Source organism: Microcoleus sp. D3_18_C4, assembly GCF_036702355.1.
GTDB lineage: Bacteria > Cyanobacteriota > Cyanobacteriia > Cyanobacteriales > Microcoleaceae > Microcoleus.
Genome location: NZ_JAUBTF010000043.1, coordinates 24,356 through 39,899 on the forward strand (window position 1 = coordinate 24,356; position 15,544 = coordinate 39,899).

The following is a 15,544-nucleotide window of genomic DNA, read 5'->3' on the forward strand; positions in this document are numbered from 1 at the left end:
TATGACTTATGTTTTTGTTTAGCAGCGCTCCAAAAAATTTTTGTTTTTCCCACTTTAGTTATCAAAAATTCATAGAAGTTTTGATAACTTAACCAATTATATAATCATTAATTTTTAACGTATCGATGATGTACGGATGCCACTCAATATTGTTGCATCCAGACAGATAGTCGTGAACGCACTCCGAGACTCAGAAACCGAATTTTTTCCCGAATCTGCGCGTGATAACTAAGTAATTTCGTACATCAAACCCCGTTTCTCGACTCCGATGCGTCCACGACTAATGGACATAGTTAGGCGGTGCTTTAGTATGTCTGCGGAGAGTGGAACAAGGTTTACAAGCAATCCCTCGCGGGTCGCGCCAGCCCAAAGCGCAAGCAAATCGCGCCCTATTCCTGAGACGATCGCGTAATATCATCGACGACCGATCGCTTATATTTATTTACAAGTGGCAGCGGGAGGCTCGCGATCGTTCACAAGGCGAGTTAAATCTGCAACAGCGTTCCCAACGTACAAACGTAAAATACATAAAATGTAATACTTACTGGTATTTTACGGAACAATCATGCACAGACGAGTTTTCGAGATTGCGATTTTACTTGTCCTCCAAGTCGTCCTGGTTCTAGGTGGGTGGGCGCAGCCTGCCGCGGCGCTGACTCCTGAACAGCAGCTATTGAGCGAAGCTTGGCGAATTGTCAATCGCTCTTATGTGGACGACAGCTTCAACTCTCAAAACTGGTGGTCGATTCGCCAAAAAGCTGTCAAGGAACCGCTTAACGACAGACAGCAGACTTACACGGCTATTCAGGGGATGCTGGCGAAACTCGACGACCCCTTCACTCGACTACTGAAACCCGAACAGTACCGCAGTTTGCAGGTCAACACTTCGGGAGAATTGACGGGAGTGGGGCTGCAAATTGCGATCGACCCCCAGACAAATACCCTGACAGTGGTGGCTCCTTTGGCCGGCTCACCGGCGGATAAAGCTGGCATCCAACCCCTCGATCGCATTCTGAAAATAGACGGCACTCCTACCTCAGAATTGAGCCTAGACGAGGCTGCAACTCGAATGCGCGGCCGCATCGGCACTGCCGTTACCTTGACCTTGGGGCGCGAGGGAAGGGACGTTGCTGAGGACATTGAGCTAGTGCGCGATCGCATTGCTCTGAATCCGGTTTACGCCGAATTGCAATCGGCCTCGGAGAATTTGCCGCTGGGCTACATTCGCTTGAGTCAATTCAGCGCTAACGCCACTGAGGAAGTCGCTCACGCGATCGACCGCTTGGAAAAACAAGGAGCCGCGGCCTACATTCTCGACCTACGAAACAACCCGGGCGGACTGTTGCAAGCAGGGATTGAAATTGCCCGCTTGTGGCTCGATTCTGGGACGATCGTCTACACGGTGAACAGACAGGGCATTCTCGGCAGTTTTGAAGCCTCTGGACAAGCCCTAACTAACGATCCACTGATTGTTTTGGTGAACAAGGGAACTGCCAGTGCTAGCGAAATTTTGGCGGGTGCGCTGCAAGATAACGGCAGAGCTCAACTGGTAGGAGAAAAGACTTTTGGCAAAGGACTGATTCAGTCGCTGTTTGATTTGTCTGACGGTTCTGGGTTGGCCGTGACTGTTGCTAAGTACGAGACACCTAACCATAAAGATATTAACAAGCTGGGGATTTCGCCCGATCGCGTAGTGCCTTTGGAACCCATCGCGCGCGATGAAATCGGCACCGCAGCAGACTTGCAATATCAAGCTGCACTGCAACTACTGAAAGAAAAAACCGTGCTGGCAAAGTCAGTATAAGCCGGAGTTTGAAGTTTTGAGATTGCAACAGGTAACAATACGCAGGTCTGTCTGTCTCTGCGTTTCGTTCCCCAGGACAGACAAGAATCATCCTAAAAACTCTTTAAGTCAAAAGTGATATCACGTCCGACAGATCCATCTGTCATTGTTCGCTGTGCGAAGCAATGACATAAAAGAATGATGCACATCGGACGTGATATCAAAACCCAAAACAGCCGTTCCCTTAAGGTTGCGGGGTTGATTCCTCGGCTTCGGGTACATCGGCTTCTTGCAAAATGACCTGACGCTGCTGCGGGTCAGCTTGGTTGCTTTGCTCTTGCATCACAGTTTTAGCAAGACTAGGGTCAAAGTAGCGGTTAAAGTCCGATCGCGACTGATTTACTCGCCCTTGGGTAAGATTGACTTCAGCTTGGATTTCGTGCAATTTTTCTTGCACCGCCCGGTAGTGAGGCCAAAGCTGAAGCAAAGCAGAAGTGGCACAGACTGAAAGTACCATGTTGACTGCCAACTTGACGCCTGTTTCGGCCGCGAGGGTTTGGTGAGGGTAGGAACGCTGGCGGCTGCTGCTGCGACGAGGAGTAACCCGAGGGGAGTTTTTTACAGGACGCAGTGGGGTAACGGTGGGTTGAATCGCTTGCATAATTTTTTTTCAAATACCTGAGACTGACGTTTTAGAGTTCAACAGAGCAAATTCTGAGCTTAACGCACACTCGCCGCTGTTAGTCAGGGTGCTGACAGCCAAAATTGTTGAGACAAAGGTGACGCCTGAAGACGGAATTTTCCCATAAAAATGCCTGCCCTTGCAGTCTCGTCTTGCTGAACACAAACAATCTAGTGCACTGGGGCAGCAATTGTCTGTATCTGTAATCCGAGAGATCTAACTGCTCAGGCAGGCGTTTTGCGGTTCGCAACTGGTGTCTGGAAACTATTTGTACAGTTCAGTTGACAGCCGGAAAGCCAAGATTCCGGGAATCAAAGCAATTACGAGCGCTACGTAGACTTGGGTATCTGTTAAAGACATATTCGCAAAACTCCTTTTCGCGGGCACGAGCTTTCACCAATTTGAGACAAATTGGCACTTTTGGGAATCATTTGTTACAACTTGCAACACAAATGGTGCCTCCGGGGAGGAGTGGCGCAGTGGCGCAGTGGCGTAGTGGCGCAGTTTTTGAGTGTCGGAGGGGGATAATTTTTCCTGGTTTCCTGGGGCTGCTTCCTTCGGACGTTGTTCGGACGATCGCCTCGCACAGAATTACCGCGTTAGGTTAAGATTTAAGTGAAGGTGACACTAATGTTAGACAGAGCGGGTAATTTGCGCTGCGCTCGACCCTTGCCATTTTTAGGTGCACAAAATAGTTAATGCTAGATCAATTTCTCGACGCTTCACCCAATTTTGGAGTTGACGGCTTTTTATTATTGTTGGTTTTGGTGGCTTTGGAGGCTGTACTTTCGGCTGACAACGCGATCGCCCTGGCCTCTATTTCTAAAGGTTTGGAAGATGCCAAGGATCAGCAAAGAGCTCTCAACTTGGGTTTGATAATTGCTTTTGTTCTGCGGATCGCCCTAATTTTAACGGCTACTTGGGTGATCCAATACTGGCAGTTTGAGCTGCTTGGTGCTCTCTACCTGCTGTGGCTTGTTTTCCAACATTTTACTTCAGATACAGACTCCGAGGGAGAACATCACGGGCCCAGATTTGCGACTGTGTGGCAAGCAATTCCCATGATTGCTTTTACGGATTTAGCGTTTTCATTGGATAGCGTTACTACTGCGATCGCTGTTTCTGACAACACTTTTATCGTTGTAACAGGCGCTACTATTGGAATTATTGCCCTGCGATTCATGGCCGGGTTGTTCATCCGCTGGCTGGATGAGTTCGTTCACCTAGAAAGTGCTGGTTACATCACAGTTGGCTTCGTGGGAATGCGGTTGTTGGTGAAAGTAATTAATCCCGATTTAGTTCCTCCGCAATGGCTGCTAGTTTCCAGTATCGTCTTGATGTTTGTCTGGGGATTTTCTAAGCGTACTCCTGAGTCAGTCGAGATTGCAAAATCTCTAGAAATGGCTCTGAATCAGCCGGATTCAGAAGTTTCTGTGCGAGAAGCGCAAGGACAGAAGTCCGAAAATTAACATACTTTCATTTGAATAAAATTAGCTTAAATCTGTCAAACCAACAAGATTGAAGGCTGGTCAAAACGTGCAAAAGCCTTTCATCCCGGTGACTTTAGTCCGGGGATGAAAGGCTTTTATTTTGTAATATTGTTTCCTTCACTAGCCGATCGAACTCATGGGAGTAGAATGGGGTCTATGGTTCGGCAGTTAGCAAAATCAGACTCAGCAATGGTTAGACTGGTGGGATAGGGAGGGGAATTGGTTGCTGAGGGGGTTGGCGGCATATTGGCGATCGATCGGGATCTGATTTAATCCTTGCTGGTTGCTCTATTTTTTGAGGAGAGGGAAAGAGGGCGAGGGATGGGAAGGAGTTGCAGGCGATCGCATTTCACCTGTTGGTAAAAAATGTAACGTTCCCAATCACCCACCGCAGATAACCTCTGCATCATCACCGATCACTTTTCGGCGGTCGGTGTGCATGGGCGTTGTTAGACCTTTCCTAGATAACTCTATAATTTCACAAAGTACTGTTATTGATACATACCGAAATAACAGCAGCAGCCATTACAAATTTTATTTTTCACCTGAATCTTTTCTGATTAACCAACGTGAGTTTCTTGAATTACCAATACGATAAACATATTTTGCCTCTTTTAGAAACTTACTTGTGTGATTACTGTTCTTGTGTTCCAAGAGAGTTGTTATCTCATCATTTGAGGCCTCTTCAAATTCCATTAGATAATCGTATAATTTAACGTGTTTTGTTGAAGTTGGTGTCACTGAAAAAGTTTTTCTTATATCAAAAAAATCATTCCATGTAGGCTTTACTCTTATATAAACTCCCTCTTTACTTCCGCAAAATTCAATTTGTTCTATTTTCTCAACTGACTCCTTTAAAGATTTCCAAGAAGTTGAAATGGAGCGAATTCTTTTCTGAGCTTCATTAACAGAGATTGATCCTTGCCTATACAGACTATTGATTAAAATTAAATCGATTAACCCATAAGCCTCTGGATTACCTTGGACTAACACAAATATTCCTGGCAAAACTGATTCAGCTTGCATAGCAACTTCTACGCAATCAAAGGATTCTGCAAATCTCGGAAATTCTCTTCCATATATTAAAGAACCTAGACCCATTCTCTTAATACCCATTCCAGCCCTGTCAACAAGCTGAAACTGCATCATGAGCTTAGCCAAAGCTTTATTGCGATGCCTCGGCGGATGGATTACAATGTTTTCTGATGTAACTCCACCATAGAAGCTACCTGGATTAGTAATAGTCATTTGGGCAATATCAAAATCAATAGATATCATTCCATCAAGAGAATAATCTCTATGGACAATAGCATTAATAAAAGCTTCATGAAATGCCTGGTCGTCAAGAATTGGTGCATAATAATTATTATGTTTGAATTTAATTTCGTGATTTATATTGCAGGTGTTAAAGTAGTCCTTAGCGAACTTTATAGATCTCCAGATACATTCTTCCCATACCTCATTTATCAAAAGTTTTTCTGATCGGGTTTTGCAACTAAATCTATATTCATAAGCACCTAACCATTGTTTAATAAAATTCCCTTTACCCAGAAACAACAGACCAGCTTTTGTGAGAGAGCCGTTATTTGTAGCCCCGATTGCTTCTAAAAAAGCACATTTATCGGGCTGAGATTCTACAGAATATTGTTTCCTCCTACAATAATCTTCATAAGCTTCATCTAATGCAATGGTATCTAAGCAAGCAATCACATCTAAATCTAATATATCTGCACTCCAATCATAATTTTGTAAATTGTTTACTGCTTGCCTAACTTCATGAGGCTCCATAGGACGGCTTGATCTACCATCTCTAATGCAAACCTTACCACTTGATGTAGTTATCAAAGAATCTCGTCGATGTGGAACATGAATAATCAAATAAAACTTACTTTCAAAATCTAAATACTCAGCACATATCTCCAGAGATGGTTTTAGCTTACCTTTTAGACGCTGCTCAATTTCAATAACGTCTCCCTGTTCAAAACCAACAAGTTGACTGAGCCAATTGTGATTAATTACATTAGAACTGTCTTTAATTCCAATAATGATAATTCCACCCCGAAAATTGGATAATGCTGAAACTTCTTCAGCTAAATCTTTAGCATTATTCAGGGCCTGAATATCCCTATATTCTTTAAATTCAATTTCTTCGCTCTCAATACTCTCACTTGGCGTTACTTTACAAGCAGCTATTATTTCTCTTATTGAGTCTTGGTCTTTGATCCTCATAACTTTTGAATGCAGTATTCTCTGTAGATGTACGTCTAACTTAGAATTGTATCACAGATGCCGTATAATAATTTCTCGTTTAATTGATTATAAAGTTGTAATTGAAGAGGATAACTTCGAGAAAGGTCTAAGCCAAGAGCTGATTGCAGCAGCTATAAAAGCAGAGGATATCGTGACTAGCTCCTTCCCTGACAACAGCGATAGACAGAAAACCTATCAGGCAGTATAAGGAAGAAGGAAGAGGGGGAGACTGGGAGATGGGAAGATGGGGAGGATTTTTCCCCTATTAGCAATTAGTCATTAGCTATGGCTTAGACTTACCGACAAAGAAAGCTAAGGGAGAATTCTCACCACAAGATAACCGAACTTTAGAACCAATGGGAAAAACATTTCCTGTGGTTGTCAGTGCATATAACTTTTCGCCAGAAGGAGTCTTTAAACAATAACGATTTTCTCTACCTAAAAATTGGCGATCGCAAACCACAACAGCCGAATCTTCATCTAAGTATAAACTCAAGTCTTCCTGCCGGATCATCAATTCTCCTTCAGTAGAAACATCACAAGGAACTTTTACCAATGAATCTCCTTTAACAGCAAAACAACCTACTTCTGTTTCCCAAAAATCCTGCTTTAGCGATGCAGAAACAAAATTAGCTTGCGTCACAAACTCAGCCACAAATCGAGAGGCTGGTTCTTGATAAACTTCCTCTGGAGTGCCAAACTGTTCTAATTTGCCTTGACGCATCACCGCTACCCAATCTGAAATCGAAAGTGCTTCTTCGCGATCGTGCGTGACAAATACACCAGAGGTTCCCGTTGCTTTCAGAATCTCGCGGACTTCCTGACGCAATCTTAACCGTACTTGTACATCTAAATTACTCAACGGTTCATCTAGTAAAATAATCGCAGGTCGAGGGGCTAAAGCACGCGCCAGCGCCACTCGCTGTTGCTGACCCCCGGATAATTCATGGGGATAACGGTTTTCCAATCCTTCTAATCCCACCAGCGCTAATGCTTCGGTGACACCTTTCTGAATATTATGCTTTGACTCTTTTCCTTGATGCGTCAAGCCAAAAGCTACATTTTTCGCGACTGTCAAATGGGGGAATAGTGCATAGTCTTGAAACACCATACCAATGTCTCGCTGTTCCGGCGGGACTGACATATTAACACTGGCTACAGTTTTTCCTGCTAGAGCGATCGTCCCTGCTTGTAGCTGTTCAAAACCCGCAATTAACCGCAGCAACGTTGTTTTCCCACAACCCGATGGCCCCAACAACCCCAGTATATCTCCTTGATGTAAGGTCAGGGTGACAGATGCCACCGCAGGTGATGCTGCTTGGGAATACTGTTTTGTTACACCATCCAAATGCAGAATTATCGATCGAGCCATTATTGCTATAAATAATCAACAACTTACTATTCTACAATATACCAGTTTAGTGATATAAATTGTCATAAAGGCTTGACAAATGTTTACACATACTGATAAACTAGCAAGCTAGACTTTTTACTAGCAATGAAAAATTCCCAAAAATCACTACAGCAAACAGGAATCAGGACAATCCAATGGCTATCGACCTTACGCGGTTTATCGGCGAGTGGGTGGACACTTGCGGTTATCGCTTTAGCATTGCCGATCGCCATACCAGTCATCAGTGTCTTATCCAGTATCTTTTTTGAAGCTAAAGATACATGGCAACATTTAACCGATACAGTTTTAAGCCGTTATATCGTCAACTCTTTATTGTTAATGATCGGTGTAGGCTTTGGTGTTGTCGTGATTGGCGTAGGATGTGCGTGGCTAGTAACAATGTGTCGCTTTCGGGCCAGTCGCGTATTTGAATGGGCATTACTGTTACCCTTAGCGGCCCCAGCTTATGTCCTAGCTTATATTTATACAGACTTTTTAGAATTTTCCGGCCCAGTTCAAAGTGCTTTGCGTTATATTTTTGGCTGGAGTTATGGAGACTATTGGTTTCCTAACGTGCGATCGCTCCCAGGAGCAATCTTAATGCTAATCTTAGTTTTATATCCCTACGTCTACCTATTAACACGAGTTGCATTTTTGGAGCAATCCACTTGTACCCTAGAAGCTAGTAGAATACTTGGCTGTAGCCCTTGGCGGAGTTTTATTACAGTTGCCTTACCAATGGCAAGACCCGCAATTGTAGCAGGTTTAGCACTGGCTTTGATGGAAACTCTCAACGATTATGGCACTGTTCAGTATTTTGGAGTTGATACATTCACCACAGGTATTTATCGGACTTGGTTTGGCATGGGAGAACGAATTGCAGCCAATCAATTAGCGGCGATGCTATTATTATTTGTTCTCGGTTTAATTTTACTAGAACGCTGGTCTCGAAGTCGGACTAAATATTATCAAGCTAGCAGCCGCTATCGCCAACTGCAAACTTATCAACTTAAAGGAATTCGGGAAAATTTAGCAGTAATTGCTTGTTTGATGCCCCTGTTTTTTGGTTTTTTATTGCCAGCCGGTCTTTTAGTCAAGTTGACCTTAGCTAATTGGCAACTCACTTTAGATGAACGCTTTTGGATCTTTGCCCGTCATAGTTTAATTTTGGCAACCCTGACAGCTATTTTAGCCGTAATTATTGCTTTGATTATGGCTTATGGCTTACGGTTATATCCTAATTTAGGAGTGCAGTTAGGAACGAGAGTTGCGGCAATGGGCTATGCTGTACCTGGTTCTGTGATTGCAGTGGGGATTATGGTTCCCATTGGAAAATTTGACAATCTATTTGATAGTTGGATGCGTCAAAACTGGGGAATTTCTACAGGCTTGCTGTTAAGCGGTACGATCGCAGCTTTGGTATTTGCTTATATAGTTCGCTTCCTTGCTGTTTCTTTAAATGCGGTGGAGTCAAGTTTGGGCAAAATCAAGCCTAATTTAGATGATGCGGCGAGAAGTTTGGGTTATAGCCCGATGCAAACTTTAGTTACAGTTCATACACCAATGATGACGGGAGGTCTACTAACTGCCATGATGTTAGTATTCGTTGATGTAATGAAAGAGTTACCTGCTACTATAATTATTAGACCTTTTAACTTTGATACTTTGGCGGTGCGAACTTATCAACTTGCCTCAGATGAACGATTGGCTGAAGCTTCTGGCCCAGCATTGGCAATTGTTTTAGTGGGGATGTTACCGGTTATTTTATTAAGTTGGAAAATTGCGCGATCGCGCAAGTCTTCAACACTATAACCGCCAAATGTCTTCCCTGCTTGCAGAGGTGATTGATTCTTTTAAAGCTATACGCCGACAGGGGTTTCAACCCCTGTCTCATAGCGAAAGTCGTCTGAAGACGACTATACAGCTAGGATTTCAGTCGGTTTCAACTGACTTTAGCTATAAGAGGGGGAATTTATTCCCTGGCGGGTTTCAGGAGAATGTATCAACCCTTCTTCCCTCTTCCTTTTTCCTTCATAAATCAAGATGATTAATAAAATTTCAGCAATGTTTACCCGCACTACTGGCACAATTTCCTTGTTACTGCTTACTATTTTTGTCACCTTTGGATGCCAAAAACAGGTGGCTGGTCCCCTCGAAACATTACAAAAAACTAAGCAATGTCCAGGATGTGACCTGGCTGATACCAAGTTAAGTGACATTGATTTAACCAGCGCTAATCTCAATGGTGCTAAGTTGGAAGGTGCAATGCTAGAAAAGGTCAAACTTAATGAAGCCTTACTCGATAGCGTCAATCTCAAAGGTGCAAATTTAAAAGGTGCTTCTCTGGAAAAAGCAGGTTTATTTTCTGCCGATCTCACAAATGCTGATTTGAGTAATGCAAATCTCAAGGGGGCTTTTTTGCGAGGGGCCAAACTGAATAATGCCAATCTTAGTAATGCCGATTTAAGTGAAACTGACTTAAATAGTGCTGATTTGACAGGGGCAAACCTGACAGGGGCAAACCTGACAGGCGCTATAATGCCGGATGGTAAAATTAAAAATTAAAGTTGATGGGATTCGGCGGTTGAAACCGCCGAATCACAAAGAGTAGCTTCTTGTTCAAAAAGCCTCTATTTCCATCCTGCGCGATCGGCAACCTTTAAAGCTTCGGGGTTATTTTTCCCAAACACATCAGGGTTGAGAGGGTCAGATTTGAATGTACCAAAACTTGCCACTACAGGATCGATCGCCACACCTGAAATCACAGGGTATTCGTTATTACTCCTAGCAAAAATTTGTTGCGCTTCGGGACTGGCTAAGTGTTCCAAGAATTTGGTCGCGCCTGCTTTGTTACGGGAGGTTTTCACTACACCAGCACCACAAATATTGACGTGGGTACCGCGATCGCGCTGGTTCGGGAAAAATACACCTACTTTCGCCGCGATCGCTTTTTCTGCTGGATCTTTCGATTTCATTAAGCGAGCTACATAATAGGTATTAACAATGGCAATATCGCCTACCCCATCAGCAACAGCCTTGATTTGCGCCGTATCATTTCCCTCTGGAGGACGCGCAAAATTAGCCACCAATCCTCGTGCCCAAGCTTCTGTTTTTTGAGCTCCATGAGCGGCTAACATAGCCCCAACCAGAGACTGATTATAGATATTAGTGGACGATCGCACTAAAACTTTGCCTTTCCACCGAGGTTCTGTCAGCGCCTCATAGGTTGACAATTGGGCAGGGTTCACCTTGCTTTTGTTATAAACAATCACCCGTGCCCGGCGCGATAGACCAAACCAGAAACCTTGAGGATCTCGCAAACTTGCTGGAATTGCCGATGTCAACACTTTTGAAGAAACAGGTTGCAGGATACCTGCTTGTTTCGCCCGCCACAAACGCCCACCATCCACCGTGATGAAAACATCAGCGGGGCTATTTGCACCTTCACTTTTGATCCGTTCAATTAGTTGGTCAGCATCCGCCTCAACGAGGTTAACCTTGATCCCAGTTTTTTTGGTGAAGCTTTGGTACAACTCATTATCAGTGTCGTAGTGACGTGCTGAATAAAGGTTGAGAGTGCCGGTTTGGGCTGCGACAGGGGCTTTTTTGCTTAGTTCCCCCACGGCCACGACAGCCATTGCTGTACCACTGGCAAGAAAAATACGCCGAGAAATGCTCATTGTTCTATAATGATAGATTTTTTCATCTGGTATTTGACACGATGGTGTATCTACAGCCATCTATAGTCATTGCTTTACTATATTAATGCAAGTAATTCTTATTTGATGATCAAAAGCGTAACTATTTTAGGGCTGACGCACTCGTGGTCAGAAATCCGGTCTCGACTTCGCTCAACCGGCGGTCTTTTTTACGACAAGACTTTGTGGTAGCCCGCAGATTAGGTAAAAAATTGACCTTGCACAATTTGAGGATGATTATTGTAGGGTGTCCCGCCTGCTCTGAAAATACACGCCTTCGGACTCATGGGCCCATCCACAAAAAAAATCAAAATCATGCCGCTATTATGCAACGTCAAAAAATTTGCTTATGAAGGTTTTGATGCGTCCAGGAGTGTATTTATGACACAGATTTTTGCTGATTAGGTATCACAACAGTTGTTTGCAATAGACATCTCCAAAAACTCCCCAGCCGTATCCCCCATAGGTTTCTGACTGTCTGCCATCAAAGGGCAGACAGTGCTTTTACTAATTGTGAGCGACAACAACTTTTAGAGGTTTTATTAGATTTAGCCCATAGGTAAATTTAAAAAGATTCCTTAAACAACCTCGCACTCCCAAAAAAAAAAGCAACAGCCATCTCCCAAGCGATTCGCGTCACCGCCATGTATCAACTGCCGGAATTCTCGACCAGGCTCAACAGCCACCAAGACGCGGGCTAGCAGTGCACACCCTACAGTTAGTAATTTGCACACTGGACACCCTGCGGATTATTTGTGTCGAATTAGCTCGTAAATTTCCACATAGTCTTTAGCTGGATATTTCCATGAATTGTCACAATTCATGCCTTGAAGCATGAGTTTTTCAAATTCATCATGATAGTCATACCACAATCCGATCGCCCGATCGAGCGCCGACTCTAAAGCAGAGTAGTCGGTTTGATAAAACACGTAACCGTTGCGTTCTTCCGGCAGGTGGCGGGTGTCGTAATCTCGATCGAACACAGTATTCACCAAACCGCCAACTCCCCGCACCACAGGAACAGTACCGTACCTCAACCCAATCATCTGAGTCAGCCCGCAGGGTTCGTAATTACTGGGAACCACAATCATATCCCCACCCGCATAAATTAAGTGCGACAGTTCCTCATTAAAACCTAGTTCTAAATGGCAGTCTGGATTGTCATTTAAAAAGTATTTTTCGTGCTGGAAATGAGAGTTAATTCCCGCTTCCGTCGCGGAACCCAAAAGTACGAATTGCGCTCCCTTAGTCAGAGAGTAATAAATTGCATGGTGAACGAGATGAACGCCTTTTTGGTCGTCCAAACGACCGATAAAGGTAATAATAGGTTTGTCAGCATCGCGCAGGAACAGCCGATCGCGCAAAGCTTTTTTAGTTTTGGCTTTTCCTGCCAAATCATCCTGATTGTAGTGCTGCGGAATATAGCGATCGCTATCGGGATTCCACACATCATAATCGATGCCGTTGAGCACCCCGCGAAACTTATCTTGATATAAATGCAATGTGTGGCCCAAACCGTAGCCAAACTCGCCCAGGTGAGCTTCCCAAGCGTGGTGCGGCGAAACTGTGGTGACAAAGTTCGAGTAAACAATGCCGCCTTTCATAAAGTTGAGGGCAAAAGGGTTAAAGTTATCTCGGAGGCGATCGTAATCAAAATAATAATCCGGTCTGTGCAAACCCGTTGCTTGCAAAATATCGCTACCTCCCATGCCTTGATGTTTGAAATTGTGAATGGTATAGCAGACTCGCTGATATTCCATCCAATTGTATTTGTATATTTCAAACAGCAAGACTGGAACCAAACCAGTTTGCCAATCGTGACAGTGAATCACATCGGGACGCTTGTTGCTTCTGAGCAAAAATTCCAAAGCGGCTTTGCTGAAAAATGCAAACCGCATATTGTCGTCATTGCAGCCGTAATAACAGCCGCGATTAAAAAAGTTATCTTGAGAGCGAGGTTCGATGAAAAAACACAACTGCCCATGCACCCAGCCACACAAGACATCACAGAGGATTTCGCCACCATACCAGGGCACAGCAAGATCCCGGTAGGCCTCGTGAAGTCCCCAAATGTGGTCGTACCTCATGCAGTCGTACTTGGGTAGAATAATCTCGACGCTGTGGCCGGAATTCTGCAACTCCCGACTCAAACCGTAAACTACGTCTCCCAAACCCCCTGCTTTGATGACGGGGGCGCACTCCGAGGCAATTTGTACAATGTACATTTTTTTTTCTCGCTCCTGGATGAATCAAAAAAATATTTTCTTAACTTGACAAAGTATTTGACACTCCCCTGCCTGAAGCCGAGGGGATTCTTAAGAACCGCAATCAAGCGTGGATCTTGATTCGTAATGGCTGTGCCAAACAGCCTCTAGACAGTCCGGTAAAACCATTCTGCTTACTTTTTCTGCCAATATTTGCAGCACCATTACAATCAGCGTTAATCAAATGTCCTTCCCAAGTCTGATACAATCCGCGCTTAACACGCTTGCCAGAAAATTGGTCAGTTGCTGGTTTGCCGGCATTGTAGACGGGCAAATCGTCACCATCCAAAGCGCTAGCCTTGCTTGTATACGATTCTTCCTGTTCAAGGTAGAGCAAGCCGTAACGCTCACAAAGCGATTTCAGCTTACCTCTCAAAGTGTGAAAAGGAATTTGGACAAAGTTCTGATTGTTGCGACTGCCAATATTGATTTCCTGCTTCTGGCCCAAATTGAACCCGACAATCACGCGCTCAATTTTCTGGGCAATGCAATGGTCAATAATCAGCCTTGCCGTTTTGTTGAGATAGTCCCTAACTTGATTGTTTCGATTGACAAGCAATCTAGCTTGACGCTCAGTGATCCGCTCAATCTTTTGTCTATCTTTGATAGATTGCAATCTGGCATTTTCTTTATTGAACCACTGGTTAATAGATTTAAGTTTACGACCATCCACAATAAAGGATGCCCCATTGGTGTCAACGCAAGTAGCCAAATTGTCCAATCCAAAATCAATCGAAATAGCGCTATCAACGACTGTTTCAACAGGTTCTGGTTCAACCTGGGAAACAAACTCGACTTCAAAGAATCGAGCATTGTACTTAGAATGTATCCGAACTTCTTTGATAGCTTCAGGATTGAGTCTCTCAGGGAATGGAATAGATACCGCTCCAAACAGCTTCTTGAAAGCATTCGACATCGGTACATTAAACCGTCCATCCTTAACCACTATCCGAGGAATTATCAATACAAAGTAGCCATCTTTGGGTAAGTAGTGAGGCAATCTCACCTTCGGTTGATAGCTGCCAGATTTAACAGCGCTAGTCAAGGCATAGAAACTGTGAAACGTTCTGTCTACTACTTTCAAAGTCTGTTGAGCAATATCCGTGTTTAGCAAACGATAGTTCTCGTTCTCTTTGCACAGATGGTAGGCAGATTCGTAACGCAAGTGTTTGCGCTCCTGAAAGTAGTATTGTCGAACAGTGTAAAGCCCTACATTGTAGAGATTTTTGCTAAGACGACACAACTCTCGCAGTGCCAAAAACTCAGACTTGTTTAGATTGCGGATTTGGTTCTTTTGAGTCAGGTACATCCTATTGGTCTCGCTGCATATTCTATTCTACAGCGAAACCTCTCAGCTTTCTGCTTAAATTGTGGCAAAAATGCAAAGCCGTCCTAGAAGGACGGGGTTTCCACCCATATTTTATGATGATTTCTAGGCAGATAAGCAAGTCGGCCATTGGGAATACAGGGAAAATAGGCGCTGGTAGCGGATGTTGAGACGGATTTGGGCGATAACTGGCAATAGCCCAACGGGGAAGGATATCATCGAGGCGAAGCTGCAAGCTCTCCTTCAAAGGAAAAATCATCGGTTGAGCAAGTCGAAAGTGCTGCAACTCGATCGCAAATTCCGCAAAATTTAACTCATTTTATCGCATTTGTCAACTCAATCTTTTGAGCCAAATCGCCATTTGTCTCGTCTAGTTCCGAATATCGATCGAATAACTCACTCAAAGCTTCTTCTCCAGCAATCTCTCCATTACTGACAAACTTCTCTACCTCCACTGAACCATCACTCAAAAATTCAATTTCCCACCGTTCCCCAGGTACAGCTACAATTACCATCAGAGCTTCATCGCGATGATGCGCTAAACTGTAATCGATAGCCTGTTTTTGCAATTTTTTCAAAAATAATATTACTTAGTCAAATCCATTATTTTTCATCTATCAAATCTCCGATCGCTCAACAATTTGCGAACCATCTTAA

14 protein-coding genes are annotated in these 15,544 nt (G+C 43.8%); 6 read left to right on the top strand and 8 right to left on the bottom strand.

Annotated features, from left to right (window positions below; translation table 11 throughout):
- The first annotated feature begins 565 nt into the window (after positions 1 to 565).
- Complete coding sequence (gene ctpA / locus QUA90_RS20195) at positions 566 to 1,804, top strand: carboxyl-terminal processing protease CtpA (protein ID WP_333385615.1); 1,239 nt, start codon at positions 566 to 568, stop codon at positions 1,802 to 1,804.
- 223 nt (positions 1,805 to 2,027) lie between these two features.
- Here ctpA and QUA90_RS20200 read toward each other — a convergent pair whose 3' ends face one another.
- Both QUA90_RS20200 and psaM read right to left on the bottom strand, forming a co-directional pair.
- A complete protein-coding gene (locus tag QUA90_RS20200; protein ID WP_333081435.1) occupies positions 2,028 to 2,444 on the bottom strand; it encodes a slr1601 family putative cell division protein in 417 nt (138 codons plus the stop codon).
- A 285-nt stretch (positions 2,445 to 2,729) separates the two neighbouring features.
- Positions 2,730 to 2,825 carry a photosystem I reaction center subunit XII gene (psaM, locus tag QUA90_RS20205; RefSeq protein ID WP_015174804.1) on the bottom strand — a complete coding sequence of 32 codons (96 nt, stop codon included), beginning with the start codon at positions 2,823 to 2,825 and terminating at the stop codon, positions 2,730 to 2,732.
- A 338-nt stretch (positions 2,826 to 3,163) separates the two neighbouring features.
- Between psaM and QUA90_RS20210 the strand changes: the two genes are divergently transcribed.
- Positions 3,164 to 3,934 carry a TerC family protein gene (locus QUA90_RS20210; RefSeq protein ID WP_333447374.1) on the top strand — a complete coding sequence of 257 codons (771 nt, stop codon included), beginning with the start codon at positions 3,164 to 3,166 and terminating at the stop codon, positions 3,932 to 3,934.
- Between the two features lie 555 nt (positions 3,935 to 4,489).
- Here QUA90_RS20210 and QUA90_RS20220 read toward each other — a convergent pair.
- Positions 4,490 to 6,184, bottom strand: a complete 1,695-nt coding sequence (locus QUA90_RS20220; RefSeq protein WP_333447376.1) for an RNA-binding domain-containing protein — start codon at positions 6,182 to 6,184, stop codon at positions 4,490 to 4,492.
- Between the two features lie 46 nt (positions 6,185 to 6,230).
- Here QUA90_RS20220 and QUA90_RS20225 point away from each other — a divergent pair, with 46 nt between their 5' ends.
- The gene (locus QUA90_RS20225) at positions 6,231 to 6,413 is read left to right on the top strand and encodes an element excision factor XisI family protein (protein ID WP_333447378.1); all 183 of its coding nucleotides are present in this window, start codon (positions 6,231 to 6,233) and stop codon (positions 6,411 to 6,413) included.
- Between the two features lie 75 nt (positions 6,414 to 6,488).
- Here the strand turns inward: QUA90_RS20225 and QUA90_RS20230 are convergent, their stop codons facing one another.
- Positions 6,489 to 7,577 carry an ABC transporter ATP-binding protein gene (locus tag QUA90_RS20230; RefSeq protein ID WP_333447380.1) on the bottom strand — a complete coding sequence of 363 codons (1,089 nt, stop codon included), beginning with the start codon at positions 7,575 to 7,577 and terminating at the stop codon, positions 6,489 to 6,491.
- A gap of 126 nt (positions 7,578 to 7,703) precedes the next feature.
- Here QUA90_RS20230 and QUA90_RS20235 point away from each other — a divergent pair, with 126 nt between their 5' ends.
- Positions 7,704 to 9,410, top strand: a complete 1,707-nt coding sequence (locus QUA90_RS20235; RefSeq protein WP_333447382.1) for an iron ABC transporter permease — start codon at positions 7,704 to 7,706, stop codon at positions 9,408 to 9,410.
- 231 nt (positions 9,411 to 9,641) lie between these two features.
- The gene (locus tag QUA90_RS20240; RefSeq protein ID WP_333385637.1) at positions 9,642 to 10,163 is read left to right on the top strand and encodes a pentapeptide repeat-containing protein; all 522 of its coding nucleotides are present in this window, start codon (positions 9,642 to 9,644) and stop codon (positions 10,161 to 10,163) included.
- Positions 10,164 to 10,228: 65 nt separating this feature from the next.
- On the opposite strand, the gene QUA90_RS20245 is transcribed toward QUA90_RS20240, so the two are convergent.
- The 3 genes from QUA90_RS20245 to QUA90_RS20255 all read right to left on the bottom strand — a co-directional run bounded on the left by QUA90_RS20245 (position 10,229) and on the right by QUA90_RS20255 (position 14,869).
- Positions 10,229 to 11,278 (bottom strand): Fe(3+) ABC transporter substrate-binding protein, encoded by a 1,050-nt coding sequence (locus QUA90_RS20245; RefSeq protein ID WP_333447384.1) that lies wholly within the window; start codon positions 11,276 to 11,278, stop codon positions 10,229 to 10,231.
- Between the two features lie 767 nt (positions 11,279 to 12,045).
- The gene (gene glgA, locus QUA90_RS20250; RefSeq protein ID WP_333447386.1) at positions 12,046 to 13,521 is read right to left on the bottom strand and encodes a glycogen synthase GlgA; all 1,476 of its coding nucleotides are present in this window, start codon (positions 13,519 to 13,521) and stop codon (positions 12,046 to 12,048) included.
- Between the two features lie 103 nt (positions 13,522 to 13,624).
- On the bottom strand, positions 13,625 to 14,869 hold the full coding sequence (locus QUA90_RS20255; protein WP_333325728.1) for a transposase: 1,245 nt from the start codon (positions 14,867 to 14,869) through the stop codon (positions 13,625 to 13,627).
- A gap of 181 nt (positions 14,870 to 15,050) precedes the next feature.
- Between QUA90_RS20255 and QUA90_RS20260 the strand changes: the two genes are divergently transcribed.
- Complete coding sequence (locus tag QUA90_RS20260) at positions 15,051 to 15,200, top strand: hypothetical protein (protein ID WP_333325730.1); 150 nt, start codon at positions 15,051 to 15,053, stop codon at positions 15,198 to 15,200.
- A gap of 1 nt (position 15,201) precedes the next feature.
- On the opposite strand, the gene QUA90_RS20265 is transcribed toward QUA90_RS20260, so the two are convergent.
- Positions 15,202 to 15,465, bottom strand: coding sequence for a hypothetical protein (locus QUA90_RS20265; protein WP_333447388.1), 264 nt, complete (start codon positions 15,463 to 15,465; stop codon positions 15,202 to 15,204).
- Positions 15,466 to 15,544: the final 79 nt, after the last annotated feature.